General features: G+C 41.5%; 13 protein-coding genes. 7 read left to right on the top strand and 6 right to left on the bottom strand.

The annotated features are described in order from the left end of the window. Positions 1 to 5: 5 nt before the first annotated feature. From UABAM_RS33125 to UABAM_RS33115, 3 genes are all read right to left on the bottom strand, one after another. Positions 6 to 464, bottom strand: coding sequence for a hypothetical protein (locus UABAM_RS33125; RefSeq protein WP_152021906.1), 459 nt, complete (start codon positions 462 to 464; stop codon positions 6 to 8). A gap of 7 nt (positions 465 to 471) precedes the next feature. Continuing rightward, on the bottom strand, positions 472 to 2199 hold the full coding sequence (locus UABAM_RS33120) for a hypothetical protein (RefSeq protein ID WP_152021905.1): 1728 nt from the start codon (positions 2197 to 2199) through the stop codon (positions 472 to 474). A gap of 149 nt (positions 2200 to 2348) precedes the next feature. Next, positions 2349 to 4802 carry a YncE family protein gene (locus tag UABAM_RS33115; protein ID WP_152021904.1) on the bottom strand — a complete coding sequence of 818 codons (2454 nt, stop codon included), beginning with the start codon at positions 4800 to 4802 and terminating at the stop codon, positions 2349 to 2351. Positions 4803 to 5170: 368 nt separating this feature from the next. Between UABAM_RS33115 and UABAM_RS33110 the strand changes: the two genes are divergently transcribed. The 5 genes from UABAM_RS33110 to UABAM_RS33090 all read left to right on the top strand — a co-directional run bounded on the left by UABAM_RS33110 (position 5171) and on the right by UABAM_RS33090 (position 14748). Beyond that, the gene (locus tag UABAM_RS33110; RefSeq protein WP_152021903.1) at positions 5171 to 6610 is read left to right on the top strand and encodes a CehA/McbA family metallohydrolase; all 1440 of its coding nucleotides are present in this window, start codon (positions 5171 to 5173) and stop codon (positions 6608 to 6610) included. 73 nt (positions 6611 to 6683) lie between these two features. Continuing rightward, entirely contained in the window at positions 6684 to 7904 is a 1221-nt protein-coding gene (locus UABAM_RS33105; RefSeq protein ID WP_152021902.1) for a BaiN/RdsA family NAD(P)/FAD-dependent oxidoreductase, read from the top strand. A 13-nt stretch (positions 7905 to 7917) separates the two neighbouring features. Next, positions 7918 to 13143, top strand: a complete 5226-nt coding sequence (locus tag UABAM_RS33100; protein ID WP_152021901.1) for a protein kinase domain-containing protein — start codon at positions 7918 to 7920, stop codon at positions 13141 to 13143. Beyond that, entirely contained in the window at positions 13140 to 13550 is a 411-nt protein-coding gene (locus UABAM_RS33095) for a bis(5'-nucleosyl)-tetraphosphatase (protein ID WP_152021900.1), read from the top strand. The genes UABAM_RS33100 and UABAM_RS33095 overlap by 4 nt, the downstream gene beginning before the upstream one ends. Before the next feature lie 10 nt (positions 13551 to 13560). Continuing rightward, complete coding sequence (locus tag UABAM_RS33090; RefSeq protein WP_152021899.1) at positions 13561 to 14748, top strand: nucleotide sugar dehydrogenase; 1188 nt, start codon at positions 13561 to 13563, stop codon at positions 14746 to 14748. Between the two features lie 23 nt (positions 14749 to 14771). Here the strand turns inward: UABAM_RS33090 and UABAM_RS33085 are convergent, their stop codons facing one another. After that, complete coding sequence (locus UABAM_RS33085) at positions 14772 to 15488, bottom strand: lysophospholipid acyltransferase family protein (protein ID WP_152021898.1); 717 nt, start codon at positions 15486 to 15488, stop codon at positions 14772 to 14774. A gap of 285 nt (positions 15489 to 15773) precedes the next feature. Here UABAM_RS33085 and UABAM_RS33080 point away from each other — a divergent pair, with 285 nt between their 5' ends. Further along, positions 15774 to 16202, top strand: coding sequence for a hypothetical protein (locus UABAM_RS33080; protein WP_152021897.1), 429 nt, complete (start codon positions 15774 to 15776; stop codon positions 16200 to 16202). A 55-nt stretch (positions 16203 to 16257) separates the two neighbouring features. Here UABAM_RS33080 and UABAM_RS33075 read toward each other — a convergent pair whose 3' ends face one another. Together UABAM_RS33075 and UABAM_RS33070 are read right to left on the bottom strand one after the other, a co-directional pair. After that, complete coding sequence (locus UABAM_RS33075; protein ID WP_152021896.1) at positions 16258 to 17349, bottom strand: alkene reductase; 1092 nt, start codon at positions 17347 to 17349, stop codon at positions 16258 to 16260. A gap of 40 nt (positions 17350 to 17389) precedes the next feature. Continuing rightward, complete coding sequence (locus UABAM_RS33070) at positions 17390 to 21382, bottom strand: WD40 domain-containing protein (protein WP_152021895.1); 3993 nt, start codon at positions 21380 to 21382, stop codon at positions 17390 to 17392. A 147-nt stretch (positions 21383 to 21529) separates the two neighbouring features. Between UABAM_RS33070 and UABAM_RS33065 the strand changes: the two genes are divergently transcribed. Continuing rightward, positions 21530 to 22972: a protein adenylyltransferase SelO gene (locus UABAM_RS33065; protein WP_152021894.1), complete on the top strand. Its 1443-nt coding sequence runs from the start codon at positions 21530 to 21532 to the stop codon at positions 22970 to 22972. The last annotated feature ends 45 nt before the right edge of the window (positions 22973 to 23017 follow it).

The following is a 23017-nucleotide window of genomic DNA, read 5'->3' as shown; positions in this document are numbered from 1 at the left end:
CTCAACTATTCACGTATCACGTCAAATTGTGCTACGATTTTGAGATTTTTGGGGATATTTTTTGTTGTTACATAACCAATTCCCCCAGGCTCTTTTTGCAAAATAGCCAATAAATCTTTCGCCCTAGCGACCACAAATGGCCGCGCAGGCCCCGCCATAAATTTTTGGTAATTCCAATAGCGCGAAACTTCTGCAGAGGTCATCTGCAAAACTTGCTCATAAAAAGCCTTTTGCAAAGGAGGATAGTCATAACGCTTCACCATCACTAGATGGTCCCAACGGCCTTTCTTCCCCAAATAGAATTTCTTTAATTGTTTTATGGTCACACTTTCACATGGATTTGTTTCGTGGACCACAAAATACAAAGTTCTTTTTTGTGCCTCGGCATATTGTTTTTGTTGATACTGTGTAGTTTCACATGCAACAAAAAATACCACCACAATACAAATACGCAGTATCATCATAATCTCCCTAGAAACTAACGTTAAATGAAGAAAAGAAAGCACCAAAATCACGATCTTTGACATCCGCAAATTGAATGATAATATATTCGGCCTTGAGAACCACCGCAGGATTTACTTTCCAATTCACCCCAAAAGTATATTCGCTGAAACTTCCGAGTTCTTTTGCAACATCGTTATTCGCCTGGACAATACCCAATCGTGCAAACGGCGTTAGTAATCCCACCAAATTATAACGTGAGATGTCAAATTCATAGGCAAACTGCATGTAACCACCGTATTCCTCAAAAGAGCCACTCTTGACTGGTAAACCAGTAACGGGGCCCACAGCTGTCTTGAGTGGTTTGACAAAGTTCACGATAAACTCGCTTTGGAAAAAGAAATTATGAAAACGAAAACGAAAATCAAAACCAATTGCACGGTCGCGATACTCATCGAGAGGTTCGCCAATAGCACTTACTCCGTCCAGTTCTAAGTCGACAATCACTTGCTGATTCCCTTCGGCAATAAAAACTTGCGCGATGAGATTTTGGATGTCTGCTCCATTGAATTCTTGACCTTGCACTTTGCCGGTGTAGCCAGAAATTCCAAATGTCAATTCACGAAAAACGCCGGTATAAGGAAATTGAATTTCGACTCTTCCGCCGTACGCTTTGTTGTTTTGATTGTCCTGGGTAGGCAACGCTGCCTCTTCAATTTGCACTTTGCCATTGCCAATCCACGCATAATACTTTACATCGAAAAAATCAAAATCAATTAAACCATTGGCTTGTACACCGGTCGTGCGCTCGGGAAAAATTTGTCGCCGTAGTAGAATAGGTGTAAACGTCGACAGTAAAATCGGTGCACCGTGCTCTAAATTCCAGATACCGTAAGGTATGAAAAACGTTCCCCCGCGCAATTTTAACCAATCGCGATATTCCCACTCGGCCCACGCACGTTCAATAATCACTTCTCCAGAACGATTTACTTGTCCTAATTCAAAAACTTCGGTGAATGGCTGATATAGAAAACGCAGTTCGGTAAAAAAGCGAAAGCTCTCATGAAACCGCGCATCCAAATAAAGGTTTATATGCGAATTATTAAAGGTCCCTTCACTGGGAAATAGAGACTCAACAGTAGAACTATTGGTCTGAAAATCACTATACTCTAGAGAAAAGAAACCACTAAGCGTCAAAACATTGTCTGTTAAACGTCGTGATTGTTGCGCAAGATACCCACCTTGTACATCTTTTCCTGAGTTCCGCAAATAAAATTCGGTTTCGTCTTCTTCGCCAAAATCATCCTCAATTTCGAGCGTGGTCGATTCCGATATGTTGTCAGGATCCTCCTCATCATCATCCACAACCTCATCTTCCAACAATATATCTTCTTCTGTAAACAAATCAGTGAAGGGGTCCTCTAGCGTTGTTTCTTCCTCTTCAACAAAAGGATTCGTAAACTCGTCGGCAAAAGGGTCTGGTTTGGTGACTTTGCTTTTTTTGAGTTGTTCGACTTCCCGCTGTAACCGCTGAAGGTTCTGATGATTTTTCGTATGTTGTTCGTCGCGATTTTTTAACTGCTCAATTTCTTGTTTGAGTGTCTGTACTTCCTTTTGTGACTTTTGATCTTTTTCAATGAGTGCTTTCACTGCTTGTTTTAAAAATTCAACTTCTTCTTTTAGTTTTTCCACATCTTGCCCGTCATCGGCAAAAACGCAAAAACTAATAAGAAATAACACAGCAAACACTTTTTTCATTTAGTACTCCAAGCATACCAAAATCTCACTTCGCATAGTAATACGAGTGAGATTTTGTATTTGATCTATCAAGATTAGGAAATTTGCTTCCGACTCAGAAACATGTATCTGACTGCATTCTTAGGCGAAAATCACCGCCATTCTACAGTTTATTTTTCACGAACAATCACAAATGGAGGCTCATCCTCGTCTATCGTCTTCAAAAATTCAACCAAGTCATTTATTTGATTGGCATCTAATCCGAAATCGGGATGTTCCAGTCCATCTTCCGCGACAGTTAAAAATACTTCCTGAAGTGTATCGGCACGCCCATGATGTCCGAATGGCCCTGTATGACGCACTCCCAATAACGACGGAGGGTTAAATGATACATCTTGGCCCAAGGAGACTTCTCCGCCTCCGTTAGACGACACCTCAATGGGATTGTTGACGTCAAAAGTGTCAAAATTTTGTTGTATAATGAGAATTATGTCACCGCCAACATTAACTTCCAAAGTGCTACGATCAGCGCCAACAACGGTAACATCATCATCTAGTTGATTACCATTTATATCAAACAGTGGTTGGTCCCATAAAATCTGGGAAGATGTCCACTTTGCTCCCCCATGACAACTCGCACAGTTATCTCCAAAAAGAAGTCGTCCCCTTGCCGCAGCACCAAGATCAACATCCGTCGACCTGGAAAAAGTACGTATACCTTTTTTTACGAAAAGTGTCATGGAACTCAGAGCGTCGGATACTCCGGCAATTCCGTTGATTACTGTATTTTCGATAGGGCCATGGTTAAATACTTCATCGGCATCTTCGACTAGATCCGCGGTCTGGTTACTGTCTACCGCACGTAGGGCATCGGGAGTAAAGCCAAATCCTCCCTGAACGTTACGCGCATTATTGTTGAAATCCACCACACTCCCACGAATGGCATTCCAATTCATCGCGCGACGGTCGTTATCAGGATCAGCAAAAGAAAAACTGCCGTCAAGAGGTATTGTTTGTCGTGGCCCCGTCGCAAATATCCATGTCACACCATCGCTCAGTCCGTCGGGATGGCACGTTCCACAAGAACTCCAGTTACTATTAGCAGCAATATTGCGAAAACGGTGCGTGTCGATATCGCGTACATTATCATCAAGTAGACCATCGGCAGCAAGACCCATTCCGGTATAGAAAGCTAATTTGCCGATAAGAATTTGATGTTCTGTTGTATTTACGGGCGGTAGGTTCGCATTTTCTACTGTAGCCAGTACGGTATTATCATCTAGGTTAATTACGGTCGTAGTTGCTGCCACTTCAGAGTTAACATATGCTCTGGTACCGGTACTGTTCATCACGATACCATTAGGCATATTTCCCACAGGGATGCGAATCTCGGGATCTTGAAAATTAAAATTGACAGTGTCACCGACAAAAAAACCACGTGTCACAAATGCACCAGAGCGACTGACAAAAAGAACTTTTTCGGCATTAATCGCCATCGCCACTGTGTCTCCAGAAAAAGCGCGCTGCAAACGAAATACATTTCCCTCGTCAAAAGGAGGAATTGCCGGTTCTTCTGCCTGAACTTGATCGTTTATATTAAAATGTTCGTTAGCGACTTCGGCATTGCTTCCCAACTCCATCACCGCCACAAGAGCTTGGGTATTCACATCAAATTGCGATGGTGGCTCTGGACTTGCAGCGATAGTTGGTATGTAAACGCGTGTGGTCCCCGTACGTAACACGATTTGATGCAGTTGGTTGAAGAATGCACCTTGTTGGTCGTTGTTTCCACCATCAAACACCGTGCCGTCAAAATTAGTGCGGTCTGCTGTAAAGCCGGTATTTTCTACAGGAGAAAATTGAGTAACCACAGTAATTGTATCACTTCCCGATTCAATAACCGCCACAAGACCTTCCTTGCCGTCGTCAAATCCTTCGCGAGCGTCCAACGCAAGATCTTGGCGTCCACGGGCAAAAAAATCGGCAACCAAAACCGTCTCGTCGTCATCATCTTCGTCGCCATCATTGGAAACGCTGATCGCAAATGGATTGGCCAGCACAAACGGATCTTCAGCATTGCCATCAAATTCTAATCGGATGGTATTAATAACCGTATTTGTCGCGGTGTCAATCACGGAAACACTACCGTCTCCATAGTTGGCAACGTATAATTTATCACCATTAGGTGTTAAGGCTGTCCCTCGCGGCTCCGAACCAACGACAATTTCGGCGATTTCTTGGGGAGGAACGAGTGTTAAATCGATAACAGAAACAGTACCATCTTTACCATTGCTGACAAAAGCAGTTGTGCGGTCGACATTGACCGATACACTACGTGGATCTTTACCTACTGTTACTTCATCGTCTACCACATTGACGTCTCCGGCCACGTTGATGATGGACAAAGAGCCATCTAAATCGGATAAACGATCAAAACGAGTGTTGGCTTCGTCACTATCTATTTGGTTAATCGCGAATACAAATTGGTCATCTGCGGAAATTTGGATGGTACCACTTTGTGAAGCAATTCCTGCTTCCACACCTTCTCCGCCGCCACCACCGCCTCCTCCACATCCAATGAGGAGAATCAAAAACAGTTGGCAAAACCATACGCTTAATTTCATGCGAAACTCCTGTACTACATAGGCCTAATTAATTAATTTTATAAGTGCTGTTTGCGTTTTTGTGTATGCTGTTATTCTAGTAGTGAACTAAAAGCCACGATTCATTCCCTGTTATACACAAAAACTTGGAAACTATGGTGGGAACGTTGTTTATGATAATATTCCATCATCGTCATTTTCGCAAGATTTTTATTTTAAAGTACGGCTCGTGACACCCTCTAAAAACCAACATAAAACACAGAAAGTAAGCGTCACATCAAATCCTACCGAAGAATAGCAAGAAACTATTGCGTTTTGTGGGTATTTATTGTTATTATATAAAGTTAGCAAAATTTAACACAACTATAACCAAGATTTGGAGGCAGAGTATGTTTAAAAGCGCTTTATGTTTAATGCTAGTGCTTTCGGTTACTCTTTTTGCTGATGAGGCAAATGTAAGTGTCAAACAAGAAATGCAACAAATCATTCAATCTCTCGATAATGGTTCTCGCGCACAAACACTCAGTAACGACCAATATGTTGTTGCTCTTTTCCAACAAATACTGGGCAAAAACCCTACCATGTACGAAGTGCGAAGTATCGAGCTTTTGATGAAGGGAGATCACTGCGATGACAAATGTTTCGTAAGAATCTCTCGTAGCCAATTATTGGCGTTGTTGCTTAGTAAAAAAGAAGGTTCGCTGTCGTACGCATCTCTAGAAAAAAACATGCGCCTAATACGCGGTTTGAACCTTGATGTTGCACCACTATGGCAACCACGTGCAGAAGAGCAAGAATTAGAAGCCGCAGAGCAACGCAAGAGTTTCCCTGTACAAATTCACAATGAAGAATACAATGTTTATTTTGGAAACCTACACGGACACACTTCTTTCTCTGACGGCGAAGGTACGCCTGACGAAGCGTATACCATGGCACGTGATGAAGCCAAATTGGATTTCTTCAGTATTTCCGATCACTCAGAAATACTCACTTTATGGCCTTGGGACAACAAGTGGCAAAAAATCAAAGACACCGCCGCAAAATACAATGAAGATGGCAAATTTGTGGCACTTCACGGTTTTGAATGGTCTTCTCCGATTCTCGGACACATTACCGTTACCCATGCCAATGATATTACTAGCTGTGTCGAAGAAATTCGCGTAAAAGACATGTGCAAATGGATCTCCAAACATCCAGAGCTCATCGCGCGTTTCAACCACCCTGGTCGCGATCACCTTGGACTAGAATTCGATCATTTCAAACTTCGTTCTTACGCTGTAGAGCAAATGGTTGGTCTTGAAATGTTTAGTAAGTCCAAAGGTATCACCAAATACTTCTTCAACAAAGGCTATTCTGGCGAAACCAACTATATGGATGAAGCCAACAAAAAGGGATGGCGTTTGGGTGTTCTTGGTGGACAAGACAACCACGACAAAGACTGGGGAATGCGCAACGATTTTCTAGTCGCGGTATGGGCGAAAGAACTTACCAGAGAAGGTATTCTTGATGCTTACCGTGCACGCAGAACATATGCAACAGAAGATCGCAATCTCATACTTAATTTCCGCATGAACAACGCCCAAATGGGTTCTACCTTACGTAGTGGTGTAAAGGATCTTGAAATTTCTCTTTCTGATCAGGATCGCGAAAACTTCAAACGCGTAGATGTTTATCGCATGGGTGAAATTATCAAAACCTATGAAGTAAAAAATAGTGCTCCGAAACTCAAGCTACAAGTAGAAGCACAACCTACTGAGTATTACTATGTACTAGCTACTCAAGAAGACGGAGACTTAGCTCTATCATCTCCGATTTGGATCACAGAGTAACTTTTCCATCTGTGCATATAGACACTACAAAAGCCATTTCTCCTAGAAGTGGCTTTTTTTATTGGTAACTCATATGACAAAATATACGACAATTATTATAGGCGCAGGTGCTGCCGGTATGATGACCGCAATCGCCGCAGCAAGTCATGGGGCAAAGCACATACTTGTAGTAAACGCAACGCCGCGATTGGGTTTAAAAATATTGATGTCTGGCGGAGGACGTTGTAACATCACAAATGCCAAACTACAATACCCAAAGTTTTACGGCGCCTCGCAAAATGCCATCAAAAAAATAATAAAACAATTCCCTCCGCAAAAAGTTATCGACTTTTTTGAAGAAGAGGGCCTAAAAACCAAAATAGAAGAACCGTGGTATAAATACTTCCCCGTTGATAACAAAGCGAAAAGTGTTTTAGATACTCTACTCAACAAATTAAAAAAACTCCACGTGCAAATAGAATATCCTGTTGTTGTGGATGAATTTTCATTTCGCGAAGGCGTGTGGAATGTTACGGCACAAGACAAACAGTACTGTTGCGATTATCTAGTCATAGCAAGCGGTGGATTTTCTTATCCCCACACCGGAAGCGATGGTAAACTATGGCAAAACCTTCAGCAAATGGGAATCAAAATGCAAAAACCCATTCCCGCATTGACACCGGTAAAAACCCAAAATATCTTATTCCATAAGCTCAAGGGGTTGTCATTGCCATGTCAAATCATGGTAAAAAGACAGCAGAAAACAGTACAACAAGAGCATAATTCGGTACTTTTCACTCACTTTGGACTCAGCGGACCGGGAATTTTAAATATTAGTCATTGGTTTACACAACAGAATACCGATACCACCCTTGTCTTAAATTTCTTACCCGAGTACCAACGCGATGTCTTTGAAAAGGAATTAATGCAACAACCACACAATACCAAAATTGTAAACTTTCTACATAAATTTTTCCAACGCCGTTTAGGCGAAACATTAGTGGCGATGAGTTGCTCCTTAGAACAAACCGTGGGACAACTTACAAAAAAACAGCGCAAAAGTTTACTCAACAATATATTTGCACAAAATTTTCAAGTCACCGATACTCTTGGATACAAAAAAGCCGAAGTAACCAGTGGTGGCGTAGAGTTTAGCGAATTAGATTTAAAAACCATGGAATTAAAAAATTTCCCGCAATTGTATGTTGTAGGAGAAATAGTCAATGTTCACGGAGACATTGGCGGCTACAATTTTCAATGGGCATGGAGCAGTGGATGGGTTTGTGGTAAAGCAATAGCAAGCAAGTCTTTTTAGTAGAGGTACTCTTATGGATAAGAAAAAGCGTTTGGAAAAATTGCGTACCATGCGCGACCAGTATATTGCCGATCATAACTGGTATATGGCCTTAGAAATGATCAATGATATGATTGCCGTAGAAAAGAAAGCGTCTTTCTACACACGCCGCGCAATGATATGGATCAAATTACAAGAAAGCCGCAAAGCCATAGAAGACTTAAAGCTTGCTCTAGTAATAAATCCCAAAGATAAACTTGCAAAACAGACGTTAAAAAAAATAAGTTTCAACAAAGCATTCCACGAGAGCGATGCCATAGACCATACAGTTGTCGATACACAAAACCCAAACCTCACTCCAGATGTTCACCTTTCGATCAATAAAACGGTTGCGGATATCACAGAAGATATAGCTCCATCTGCGGTCAACATCGGAAATCGCTACAAAATTATCGAAAAACTTGGGCAAGGTGGCATGGGAAAGGTTTATAAAACTTACGATACACATCTAGAGCGTATTGTGGCTCTTAAAACACTCATCGCACAAGACAATGTCAAACAAAATGAACGTTTTTTGCGCGAAGCCAAAGCCATCGCGCAGTTACACCATCCCAACATCATTGCCATTCACGACATTGCCTCGCAAAACGAACAAAATTTTTTTACCATGGACTTCATTGAAGGGACCACTTTAAAAATATTCGCCGAAAAACACAACATCGGAATTCCACAAAAGGTAAAACTCATTGTAAAAATAGCCAAAGCACTATCCTATGCCCACAAAAATGCAATTATTCACCGTGACATAAAACCAAGTAACATCATGGTGAACATCAGTCATGAACCCATTGTCATGGACTTCGGACTAGCAAAGATCACCAACAGCGACGATGGGTTGTCGCGCACCGGAGATGCCATCGGTACCCCCGCCTATATGCCTGTAGAACAAATTCAAGGAGAAAAAGTTGATGCGCGCGCCGACGTCTATTCACTGGGAGCAACATTATACGAAATTTTGATGGGACGCGCCCCTTTCCAAGGCGAGTCGTACTACAATATTCTCCACCAAGTGTTGCACAGTGAACCCGTACCAATGCGCGATTTAAATCCCGACATACCAGCGGACTTGGAAGCCATCTGTATGAAGTGCCTAGAAAAAAATCGCCACAAACGCTACCAAGACATGCTATCCTTTATCGAAGACCTACAAAATTTTTTAATGAATCGGCCCGTCAACGCGCGGCCCATTACACGGTGGACACAATTGCAAAAGTTTGTCTATCGCCACCGAATCGTGGTGACGGTGAGTTCTCTAATTCTTTGCATAATCATCGGCTTAGGTATTTTTTCCTTTGTTTCGTGGAAAAATGCCGAAAAACAAGAATGGCAACGTCGTCAAGAATCACAAGCAGCACGCAAACAACTTGCGGAGATTGCTCTAGCAAAAGCGCAAGAGGCTTTTCAACGTAAAGAGTGGCAAAATTGTGGAGTTCTCGCCGCAGAAGGTCTACACTTTATTCAGGATTTCTCCGATCCCCAAATAGAATCTCTCAAGAAAAAACTAAGTAGTTATGCGACACTTGCCGTCAAGCAAAGCGGACTTATATGGGAAAAACGTCATCCAGCGACTCTAGCAAACGCACTTTACACTTCTGATGCCAGCAAGATCATATCCTATGGCCCAAACCTTACCTTGTGGGACACACAAAGCGGAAAAATTTTGCGATTGATTCATCAAAGACCCGTAGAATATGCCGACCTATCCCATGACAACAGTTATGTAGCCTATACCACAGACGAGACAGGTAAAAACGAAGTTCGCATAGCCCTCGTAGACCGCGAGCAAATCTTTTTTTCTTTCTCGCACAACCATACGATCTGCGCAATGCAATTTGCCCACAACAAAATGCTCTTGGCAGTTGCTTATGCAGACTCCTCTATCCATGTATGGGATATACAAAACAAAAAAATAGTCTACCAGTTTCCGTCTAGATACAAAAATTCCGTGTACCAAACATTTAGCCTTCAATTTGTGGAAAATGATAACGCTATCGCTTTTTGCGCAGGTAACAACGTGGTTGTACACGATTTACACACACAAAAACAGACTGTACAAAACCTAAATGAACAAGCGCAGTTACTCACATATCATTCCACAACACAACAATTGGCTATTGGCTGCGAAAAAGCGTTTTACATATGGAATTTATCGCAAAAATCCTTAGCCAAAATACCAGTTCCTATAAATCCCACACAGACAAGTTTCAACAAAAACGGTCATCTACTGTGTTACACAGGCACGCATATCCCCGATGATGATGAGGTATTAAATTACACATATCAGCAAAAAACCAACGTACTCCATATCGCAAAAAAAATAAAGCTTTTTGCCGATTTCGAACAACGTGCCATATTTCATCCCCAAAAAGACAAACTATTGTTGTTCGGGGAAAACTATGCTTGCACGATCAAAGAAATAAAAGAGGTGTCCACAAAAGCTTCGGCAGTAATGAGTTATGGCCTTGACATTCATCATTCCAGTACTAAGTTTGTGCGTTGGTTAAATGGTAAAATAGAATTTCGCGCCATAGAGACCGGAGACATAATCCGTTCGTTTTCCACAGAGACCAAAAAAGCAATGAAGGTGGCATTCAGTCATGATGGGCGCTACGTGGCGTCATACAATTTAATCGACTCTCGTATTTACCTTTGGGATACAAAAAACAATAGTTCTACACAACTAAAAGGTCACAAGAGCACCGTAAGTAAAGTCGTCTTTCATCCCCACCGTCCACTGCTGGCCTCTTGCGAAGACAAAGCCATTATTTTATGGGATTTACAAAAGAACACTCATAAAACATACCCTGCAACACAAGCTTACGCATTAGTCAACTTAGCCTTCAACGAAGATGGATCTCTACTTGCGGTGGAAGATATCGATACAACGGAAGTAAAAATTTTGAACACCAAAAACGGTATTTGTGAACACCGCTTTCAAATAAGCGATAATCCCCAAAAAAATACAAACTTTGTCGCTTTGACGTTTAAAGGTAACCATGAAGTAATGTGTGTAACCTACAAAGGTATTCTCTATGCTTACAATCTACATACCCGTAAGCTACAAAAAATTTCTCTAAACGCCAAAGAAGTAGGTCAATTTATTTTGAGTAAAAATCAACACTTTTATCTTACCGTAAATCGCGATGGTCAAATACATATTTGCGACGCGAAAAGCCACAAACTTCTACATACAAAAAAGTACAACAATCCACGTGCCCATTTTTACCTCAGCCCCGACAATAAATTTCTATTAGCACAAAGTCTTCAAACAATGCAGTGTTACAAACTACTTCTGCAATCTCCTACACAGGTATTGCGTCTGCGACAACCAATTAAAAATCTAAAAATTTTGCCTAACGAAAACTTGTTAGTGCACCATAAAGAACTCGCCATATACAGTTCATCAAAGCATGAGTTCACAAAGGGTTTAGCCACCAATGCGCAAACGGTGGCGTTTAGTTCCAAAGGAAAATATTCTGTCATTAACGATGGAAACAGTTTGCGAGTGCTTGAGGTGGACAACGCCACCCAAGTCTGGCAGGAAAAAAACCTACAATCGCGAATCACTTTTTCGCCACAAGAAAACCGCATAGCAATATCCGAAAATAAAAAGTATATTTTTGTAAATGATGTAAAAACCAACAAGGGAGTTATGCGCCTTACCTATACGGACACCGTAAAATCACAAGGAGCCTCTTTTAGTCCCAATGGACAATACGTAGCGGTTATCAACAACAACAAAATAGAGATTTGGGATGTGGAAAAAGCAAATCTTATTCGCCAGATTCCCAACAAAGACCGCGTTTCTTTTTCGTGGAGTCCCAACAGCCAAAAAATAGCTGTGCAGGGGAAAAGCCTTGTCCTTTATGATATTCTTTCTCAAAATTCTCTTGAGGTAGATAGCAGTATAGCTGCCGCAGCTAGTTTTGATATTTCGGGGCGTTATCTAACATTTGCCCGTTTTCCACAACTACAACTCTTTGATATAGAACAACGCAAACTCAGAGGCATAAAAAAATACCAAAAGCACATTTACAGACTTGCCATGAACGACAGTGTAATTGTAATGGCCACACGACAAAAAATAGTTGTTCTCAATCACAAAACGCTTGAAGAAAAATTACTTACCCGCTATGACAGTCATATCAAAAAACTCATATTTATTTCCCACAACCTCCTCGCCATAAACTATAACAACAATAAAGTAGAGGTATGGAATGTGGACAACGCAGAGCGACAATATTCATTGTCACACACAAATCGTGTGCGGCAAATGTTTGTACATGGAGATCGTTTAGTCACCTATACAGCAAATACTTTACAGCATTGGGACATAAGAACAGGAAAGCAAACCGCTCTGCAAAAAATAAATAAAAAAGTAATGGGAGGTAATCCACAAGGAACGCTATATACGACAACGCAACACCTTCATTTCTTGCGCATTATCGACGTAACTTTGCAAAAACAGATAAACGAATATCAACATGGCACCAATGTGCAATACACCGTATTTGCTTCCGCAAGCATGGTTATACTGCAATTTCCCCACAAAGTTATCATACATGATTTAAAAACAAAAAAGACGAAAACCTTTGCTGCCCAAAGGTTTGTTGTGGATTCAAAAGGAAAGTATTTAGCGGTTATAGACAACACCTACAAAGTTTCCTTATACAACCTAAAAAATAACTACTCTCGTGAAAATATGTGGCAACTAGAAAATAGTAATATTGCAAAAATGCTCTTTATCGACGAGTATTTTGTTGTGGTAAATCGAAGAAGCATATATACATTTTCGATTTATGAAAAACATCCCCGGGTAATTGTCGCTAAAGATAGGTATACATACATGGCTTACTTAGGGCATGACGCGCGAAATGGCTTATTGGCGATTTTAGAAGACGGATATCTTTATTTTTGGGATATTGCCACACAACAAAAAATGTATACTCTTACAGGGCAATACACAGCAGTTTCATTCTTGCCACAACAAGGTATTGCCGCGGCAGTAAAAGATAGCAAGGAAATTGAATTGTTGCACTTTCCACTACGAAAAAATTCTATTCTCAAACAAACAGATTTTATCAAAAATTTACAAAAATCCCCACGCAAAACCGTGCGCAACCTATTTCACTATTATGCCGATAATACACTAAATATAAAACCATTCCACGGAAACTTGCGTATTTGGAGAAAACAATGAAACAAGTGAGAAGTTGTGGCTTTTTGATTTTTCGCCGTGAACCGCGAGAATTTTTATTATTAAAACATCCACACCGTTATGATTTCCCTAAAGGACACGTCGATAATGGCGAATCTGATTTACAATGTGCTCTTCGCGAGCTATATGAAGAGACAGGATTGACGGCGGAAAACATTACCATAGACGGATTTTCTTGTGAAACAGATTATGTCACACGCTATAAAAGATTCGGCAACCAAAAAGTACACAAAACGGTGGTAATATTCTTAGGTTGGTTAGAGGTAGAGACAGAAATAAAGCTAAGCGAACACGGAGCATGCGAATGGTTCTCTTGGCCAACAGCACGTAAATTTAAAGAAAAAAGTGTTGCGGGAATTTTACAAAAAATCAATAACTATCTTTGTTAGGACTAGCGATATGCTATATGACTCTGTTATTGTCGGAGGATTTGGACACGTCGGGTTACCACTGGCGATTTCTTTGGCAGACAAAGGACAAAAAGTCTGTGCTTTGGATATCAACCGCGAAGTGGGAGACCTAATCGAAAAAGGTCAAATGCCGTTTATCGAACACGGAGCACAAGAGATCTTACAACGCGTCATCAATCGTCAATTGTTTCTAGCGTACGATCCCAAAGTAATTAGCGAAACAAACACCGTGATCGTTATTATTGGTACTCCTGTCGACCAACACCTAAATCCAGAATTAGACCCGATCATAAAGCTCATCGACGACTATCTTGAGTTTTTTCACGACGAACAACTCATTATCTTGCGCAGTACTGTCTATCCTGGAACAAGCGAAAAAGTTAAGAATTGGCTCCATCAGTATGGAAAAAATGTCGATGTGGCATTTTGCCCGGAACGCATTGCCGAAGGCTATGCAATGGAGGAACTACAGAAACTTCCACAAATTATTTCTTCTTTTTCACCGCAGGGTCTCGAGCGCTGTCGCGAACTTTTTTCTTTACTGACTGATGACATTGTTTGTCTAGAACCGATAGAAGCGGAGTTGTCAAAGCTATTTACCAACGTATGGCGCTACATCAAATTTGCGACCTCAAATCAATTTTTTATGATCGCCAACAACCACAATGTAGATTTCTACCGCATACTCCATGCCATGACCCACAACTACAAACGCGCCAGTGACTTTGCATCTCCGGGATTCGCCGCAGGGCCATGTTTGTTTAAAGACGCCATGCAACTCGCGGCCTTCAACAACAATAACTTTTTCCTCGGTCATAGTGCGATGTTGATCAACGAAGGTTTACCGAATTACATCGTAAGCAAACTAAAAGAAAAGTATCCCCTGCAGACGCTAACCACTGGTATCCTGGGCATGGCATTCAAGGCGAACATTGACGACAAGCGTGAGTCGCTCTCGTACAAGTTAAAGAAAGTCTTGATGTTCGAAAGCAAAAAAGTACTGTGTAGCGATTGCTATATCAACGATGAAAAATTTATTTCTCATGAGCAGTTAATCGAACAAAGTGACATTATTATTCTTGGTGTGCCGCATACGCAATACAAGGATATGAATCTCCCCAAAGATAAAATAGTTGTCGATGTTTGGAATCTTTGGGGGAATGGCTGTATCGTTTAGCGTAAATTTTTGTATCAAATGTCTTACGCATTCTCTTGCACAATGCGATAACAATCTTCTAAGCTACGCGCCACCTCTTGGCGCGTTTCTTCCATTTTTTTCTCACAGGCATCTTTGCTGACAAAAATAGGTTCACCATAAGCAATGGCCAATTTGGAAAATGGACGTGGTAACATTGTTTGATCCCAATTGCGTAATGTGATTCCAGAGCCAGCATACCAATTCATGGGAACAATGGGCAAGCCTGTTTCCTTCGCCAATTTCACAACCCCCATCTTTACCTCATGAGCGGGTCCTTTCGGACCGTCAACAGTAATGAGACCATGATGTGCTTGCGGTTGTTGGTGTCCTTCATTCAGCATATCGATCATAACTTGCAATGCCTTTTTCCCTCCGCGAGTACTCGAACCACGTGCGGCACTTTGTCCAAACATTTTCATCGCACCCGCAATATAGTCCCCTTCAGGACTGGTGCTAACCATCGCAATTCTTTTTCCATAACGATTATGACGCAAAAGGAATGGCAAAAATAATATTCCCTGATGGAAGCAAGCAACGATAATCGATTTGTTATTATCTACAAGTTCATCAAAATTGTTCTTGCTGAAATAGCGCATACGTGCGGTACCAAAAATAAGGTAAGACGTACAATAGAAAAATTTAGGAATCCACCATTTCGCAATGCGAAACGAAAGGGAACGGCGCTTTTTTATTGTGGAGAGCTTTTCCGGGCGATCCATAGTTTATCCTCTTTTCATAAGCTTCATCTGACTGGTTATGAGGTAATTTAAATGAATCGCACAAATAACCGATCCTTTTAAACGATGTATCATTCTATGCGATTTGTCGCTAAGAAAAAACTGTTAAATTTTTCTAATGTTGGATTGTCTTATTGTTTTTGTGAAAATAGCGTAATAAATCATAGTAGGCGGTTTTACTTGAAATTAAGAAATTTGTGACCTATAATCGAGCCACACAAGCGTAACGTGCTCCATCTCAAACACTCAAATTTAAGGTCAAAAGAAATGGCAAAACAAAACTTCCAGGATTATCTAGCAAAAACAACACGCCTTATTCCCACGCAAATTATTGGCGCTTATATTCTCATTTCCGGCTTAATTCCACCTAGCTCACAAAATTCTAAATGGATTTACACCATTATTTTCGCGTTTTTACTTATCCTTGCACCTATCATTGGTAATAAGAACCGACAAAAAAGAAAACAAAGTAAGTTGACATGGAAGCAAACGGTGATTGTTGCTATTTCCTTCGGATTATGGGTATCTTGCCTAGGTGGGCCACTCAAACTATGGTTTCCCCAATACTATGAAACATGGATTGCCTCTATTGCTGTGATTATGTGGTCGATGATAACCCCTTTGCTAGACAAAGAAACAGAGGGCCCCGGACCTTTTGTGTTTATTCCTGGGGAAAAAAACGGCGAGTACACATAAAAAACACTGCGATGTGCAATGTGAGCCTTGAGAAACTCACATTGCAAAATCTCGATTATTTATTTTTGTTGTATGTGGGAAAATCTGTATAACCTTTTGCTCCTAGTGGAGTGTACCACACCGAAGCGTCCGCTTCGGGGTTGAGTGGCCAATCATTGGCAAACCGTTCCACTAAGTCTGGGTTACTGAGGTACGGACGGCCAAAAGCAATTAAATCTGCGTCGCCTTCGCCAATCGCCTTCTCCGCACTTTCTTTAGAATATCCACAATTCCCCATGAGTGGTTTATCAAAAATCTTGCGTATTTCTTTTAAAGTGAACGGACTCCCTTGCTCATGAAACCCAAATCCCAAGCCATCTAATACGTGTAAGTACGCCAAATTATATTTATTCAGTTGCTCAATGACATAGGTAAATGTCTCGCGATAATCACTGGCTCCCATATCATTGAAAACACCATTAGGAGAAAGTCTTACACTTACTTGCTCTACCGAATAAACCGTGGTTACCGCATCGAGCACTTCATTGAGAAGGCGATAGCGATTTTCCACACTTCCACCATAAATGTCGCTACGCTTGTTCGTTTTCGATTGTAAAAATTGGTCTAAAAGATACCCATTGGCAGAGTGCACCTCAATGCCATCAAAGCCGCACTCCTTAGCGCGTATTGCCGCTTTGCGATAATCTTCTACGATGAGTGGTATCTCTTCCGTTTTTAGTGCACGTGGTACTTCGTGAGGCTGTTTTCCCTCCGCAGTATGAATGTATTCTTCGTTAATCTTAATTGCGGAAGGCGCAACAGCAGGCTCACCGTTGTGGAAACTACTATGTGACGCGCGCCCACAGTGCCACAGTTGCAAAAAGATTTTTCCCCCATGGTCATGAATCGCACGCACGATTTTTTTCCAACCTTCGCTATGTGCATCGCTATAAATTCCAGGTGTTTCTACCCAGCCAAGCCCTTGCTCAGAAATCGATGTCGCTTCACTAATGATAAGTCCTGCGGAAACGCGTTGCAGGTAGTATTCGAGCATCAAATCATTGGGAACGCGGCTTTTACCGGAGCGAGCGCGCGTTAGCGGTGCCATTACTACGCGATTTTTTAGTTGTAAATTGTGTAATGTAACTTCAGAAAGCAGTTTGCTCATACGAAATCCTTAAAAATTTTGTGATGTATTCAAAGATGATCTATATTTCGTTTATGCCATGCACACGTAAAATATATACGTTACCCGTACCAACTCCTCCAAAAAACAGATTATTGCGCACCATGGTATGGTTTAATCCTTCGCCAAAGTATCCGACAACAGCATTATCTTTCTCCACAACCATTTCCAAACCATTGTTGATGACGTGAATCAAGTTCTCCTTAGCGATAGACTCCGCCTTGGCGTATCCTGGTTTAACATGAACAGTTTTCCCAGTACCAGTGTCCCACACGCGTGTGGTACGATCCCAAGAAACAGTAATTATTTTACTACCGTCTTTACTATAGGCAACCTCAATGACGTATCCACTGTGCCCTTCTAAAATTTGTTCACACTCACCCGTTAGCATATTCCAAATGCGCACAGTGTTGTCGTCGGACGCCGATGCAAGTTGCATATTGTTTGGATGAAATGCCAAGCTTGTCACACCTGAACGATGACCTTCCAGAGTATACAAACTTTGAGTGCTGTATCCACTTTCATTGCGCTTCCATACCTTACTAACTCCATCGCGTGCTCCCGAAGCAATATAGTTGTTATCATGGGAACAACTAATACATTGTAAGTAACTTTGGTGTTCGCGGAGAATATTGACACATTCTCCGGTTGCCGCCTCCCAAACGCGTACGGTTGCGTCCCGAGACACCGAGACGATATATTTATCATCTGTTGTCCACACAAAATCGCGAATAAAATCCTCATGCCCTTCTAGAGAAAATATTTGTTGTTCTTTTTCTATATCCCAAAGCTTTAAAGTTTTGTCATGCGATCCAGAAACTAACCTATTATCGTTGTGTGCAAAAGCCACGTCGCTAACGTTGTCGCAATGCCCTTGTAGTGTGTGTATGCACAAACCGCTTTTTACATCCCATATACGCACGTCGTTATCGCGAGAACACGACGCTATTTTTTCTCCGTCACGATTGATGTCTAGGTTGCGAATAAAGTCATTGTGTGTAACTAACGTAAAGGGAAGAGGATTTACCTCGCTGTTCCAAATGCGTATTGTACGATCCATTGCTGCTGAAGCAATGCGGCCTTTGTCTCCACAAATCACGCAACGCAATTCTCCTTCGTGTCCGGTAAATACTCCCAAACACTTATTGGTTTTTGTGTCAAAACAACGCAAGGTTTGGTCCTTAGAAGCCGAAAACAATTTTGTTCCGTTGCTGTTATATGTGATGGAACGGATATCGCGTTTGTGGTCGCGAATGGTATGTTTATTATCTCCCGTCGCCAAATCCCAGATGCGGATTGTCGCATCACCTGATGATGAGGCTAAATAATTCTGCGTGGGGTGAAATGATAAACCTCGCACCTCTTTTGTATGTCCTTTTAACGTCCACAAGCACTCTCCTTCTTTACTCCATACGCAAATATTTCCGTCTTTTGCACCAGAAGCAAACATTTCACCGCTGGGATGAAAAACCACACAGCGTATTGATGTCTTATGCTTTTCGAGTATTTTAAGACACTCTCGTGTCGAAATTTTCCACATACGCACGCTGTGATCTTTCGAAACAGAAACCAATGTATCTCCATAAACTGCGATATCTTGTACAGAGTTATTGTGTCCAGATAATTGGAACAACTTTTCCCCATTGCGACTGTTAAAAACATGTATCATACGATCACGACACGCCGTGAATATTTGCTGACCATTTTTACTAAACTGTACACTGTTCACCCAATCGCGATGGTCCATCGTGAACAAACATTGCCGCGTAGTGATGTCCCAAACCTTTGCCGTATTGTCTCCCGAAGCAGAAGCAATCTGCTCGGTATTATGCGGATGAAAGGCAATGGACCTTACCCAGCCTTCATGACCTTTTAAAGTCGAAATAAGTGGTGAGTCGAGACTTGGCTCTACAGGACGTAAACTCTCTACCCACACATTTTTTCCAGACATTTGTTGCTGCCAATACTCCGCCAAACGATATAATTTTTCGTCGTCTTCGCTTTCCCAGGGAGCAACAACCTCACTATCGACAATTGTTTTATGGTAATCTTTGGCCTTGGGAACATCATGCCAATAACAACGGTTCCACAAACATTGAAACAATAACTGTGGATGGCGTTGGATAAATTGTAAATCGAGTTCTAAAGCATGCAACAAAAGTGTGATCGTTTTGCGAGAAATCGCAATATCGTTTGCCATGGTTATTTTCATATCGGGAAGCATCACCTCTGGTTGGGTAAGTAGACGCGAAAAATCTTCCACAATAGAGTACGTCATACCTTCCGAACTCTTGGCTTGCAGGAAAGCGATATTTGTGACCAGTTCCAGTAAAGGAGAGAATTGTTCGCTCCACTGTAGATGAAACGGTAAGTCGGCCAACGTACGCGTATATCCCCAACCTTTGTCTCGCAAATATTTTGCGATCGTTTGGTGCATGCTGCGCATGTCTTGTTTTCCTAGAGATTGCTTTATATTGCGTTCGAATTCTGCGTGAAAAAAAGACAAAACGCCCGAACGTCTCACAATAAAATTATCGAGAGCATTTTGTACAGAAAGTAAGAAATCATCGGTGATTTGCGCTTTGCGACTCAAAATTTCCCATAACTCTTCTTCGGTGATTCCGTTGCGGCTCGCGGCAATCATCCCTAAATACTGCTGAATCACTTCACGATTGTACTTTTTTTGGAGACGTTCTAATATCTGTGTAAATAATGCCTCGACAGAAAGCGCTAACTGCCCAACAGCAATTCCCGACGAAACCACTTCGTCTAGTGCCACCTTCAAATACAGTGGATTTCCCGCAGCGCGTTTACATAAAATGGCCACATCTTCATTGCTAAGATGAATGTTTTTCATTTGTTGGTACCAAGCGATGATGCTACGTATCCCCTCGGTAGTTAGGGGAGAAAGTTCGTGTGTTTGCGCCTGCGGTAATTTTTTTAATATTTCCCAAGTATCCACCAAACGCGTGGTAATAATTACGCGAATATTCGCGTGGAGATTTTGTGGCAACCACTGTAAATTTCGTCCAGCGTCATCGACTTCGTCAATGCCATCCATCACCATCACCAACGGTTCGCGATACTCTTCGAGAAAGCGTTGTACTTTTTTGCGTATCTGTGCTGGTGAAGCATCTTTTTCCATTTCAAAACCAACGCTTTTTAACTGCTCCCCTATCGAACGCATCACCCCATTTATTTCGCGATTCTCACCGCCTAAGCTCAAAAAATGCGCCAGTATTTTTTTACGCGGTTGTTGTTGCCATTGCCAATAAAACTGGCTTAAAAGCGCTGATTTCCCTGTGCCCGCTACCGCTCCCACAATACAGTAGTTCTTGGCGTCACTTCCCATAGCAAAGTTTTCTAGAATCTTCAAAGAATCGCTGCGCCCCACAAAGCCATTTCTTTTTTCGTCGATCCAATCGTTAAAAATTTCCTGTTGTGTCAGCTGATGAAAATCAACTTTTTCATTCGCAGGATATTCAACATCAATGATTTTTTGTAAATGATTCACAATAATGTCTAGTGCTTGATGAATATTTTGGTACTCAAAAATAGTCTCGCCCTCGTCACGTAAACGCTGTTTAAGAGACTCAAGGCTTGCCAAATCTTCTGCTGTTTCGCTGTGAATTGTATTGGAATACTGTTCGATATTGCCGAAGCAAAAAAAACGTTTTTCTCGCGGAATGTGCTTCAGAGAATAGTTAATCTCCATTTCGGTAATTGACAAATTGTTCGCTTTGCCATCGACATCATGCGGCGGACGCCATCCATAGCGATATCCAAGAATCCCCACAAAGTATTGGCATTGCCCCACCATTTTCAAACACCACTTTACAAGATCTTCCTCTTCATGACGTTCACGCCAACGTAGGTCATAAGGAATCAACGTAAGGCGTCTATCAAAAATGTTTTTCTTAATAGACTCAAAAGTGTTTGTCAATAAATCGCGCTCTAACTCCAAGTCTTTAAACGTAGAACTTATAAAAATTTTCAACGTCTTCCAAATATTCATCTGTTTTTTTCTCCTTTAAGTTCATTTGCATTTCCTTTATTATAGCTGTTCAAAGATAAAAAGCACTTAAAGTTTTTAGGCCACTAAAAATAACATTTGCGATATCCACCATTAAACGATAAGGCTAATATCCATAAGGAGTAAGGCATGTTCGAATTTGACAATACTTACACAAAACTTCCCAGTAAATTCTTTGCCAACGTAAATCCGTTGACTGTTCCCCAAGCAAAACTAATAAAGTTCAACGAAACACTTGCCCATGAGCTAGGTAAAAATGGCGAATACTCCTCACAACAACTCGCTGAAATTTTTGCCGGACAAACAATCCTAGAAGGATCGCAACCAATAGCAATGGCGTACGCAGGGCACCAATTCGGACATTTTGTACCACAACTAGGTGATGGACGTGCCATTTTACTTGGCGAGGTCGTAGCGAAAAACGGAGTAAGATACGACATACAACTAAAAGGCGCAGGACGCACACCCTTTTCTCGCGGAGGCGATGGCCGCTGCCCACTCGGGCCCGCTCTACGCGAATATATCGTCAGTGAAGCGATGCATGCTCTAGGTGTCCCAACAACACGTGCGTTAGCGATCGTTACCACCGGGGACTTTGTATATCGCAATAGCAAACTTCCCGGAGCCATTTTCACACGAGTGGCCAAAAGCCATATTCGCGTAGGAACATTTGAATATTTTGCTTCGCGTAGAAATAAAGACGCCATTCAACAGTTGGCTGATTATGCAATTGCGCGCCATTACCCAAAAGCCCAAGAGCATGACAACCCCTACATCGCGTTTTTTCGTAGTGTCGCTGAAGCACAAATTTCTCTAGTTACAACATGGATGTCCTTGGGATTTATTCACGGAGTAATGAATACCGACAATACCTCTATTAGTGGCGAAACCATAGACTTTGGACCTTGCGCATTTATGGATGAATTTAATTTTCACAAAGTATTTAGTTCGATTGACCACCAAGGAAGATATGCCTATGCCAACCAAGCAGCGATTATTATGTGGAATTTAAGTCGCTTGGGGGATTGTCTATTGGAACTTGTCCACAAAGACCAAAAAAAGGCCATATCTATTTTGGAAGAGGAACTTGAAGTGGCACATAACCTACTGGAAAAAAGTTTTACGCAAAAGATTGCCGCAAAACTGGGGATAGAGGATAGTTGTGAAGAAGATCACGAAATGATCACCGCATGGCTGCAATATTTGCAGAAGCAAAAATACGACTACACCATAAGCTTTCGCGAACTCACCAAGCTAGTGAATGTATCGCAAAATAATTTCTTTGAGAACAACGTAGAGTTTCGCGATTTTTTGAGTATGTGGCGGCACAGAATAAAAACACAAGATGCCAACGAAACGCAAAAGAAAATGCAACAGGTAAACCCCATATTTATTCCACGCAACCACCAAGTAGAACGCGCGATATCCCACGCCATGCAGGATGACTTTTCTGTATTTGAAGAACTCAATAAAGTATTACAAAAACCTTACGAAGAGCAACCGCAGTTTGAGGAATATCAAAAAGCCCCGCGTGAGGAGCAAAAAGTCCAAGCTACTTTTTGCGGAACATAACAGCGCAATTTCACTGGCATATCGCTTGCAAAATGTTGTATTATT

This window comes from Candidatus Uabimicrobium amorphum (assembly GCF_009002475.1).
In the GTDB taxonomy this organism is placed as follows: domain Bacteria; phylum Planctomycetota; class Uabimicrobiia; order Uabimicrobiales; family Uabimicrobiaceae; genus Uabimicrobium; species Uabimicrobium amorphum.
The sequence above is the reverse complement of the archived record's forward strand: the minus strand, read 5'-3'. Positions and strand labels throughout refer to the sequence as shown.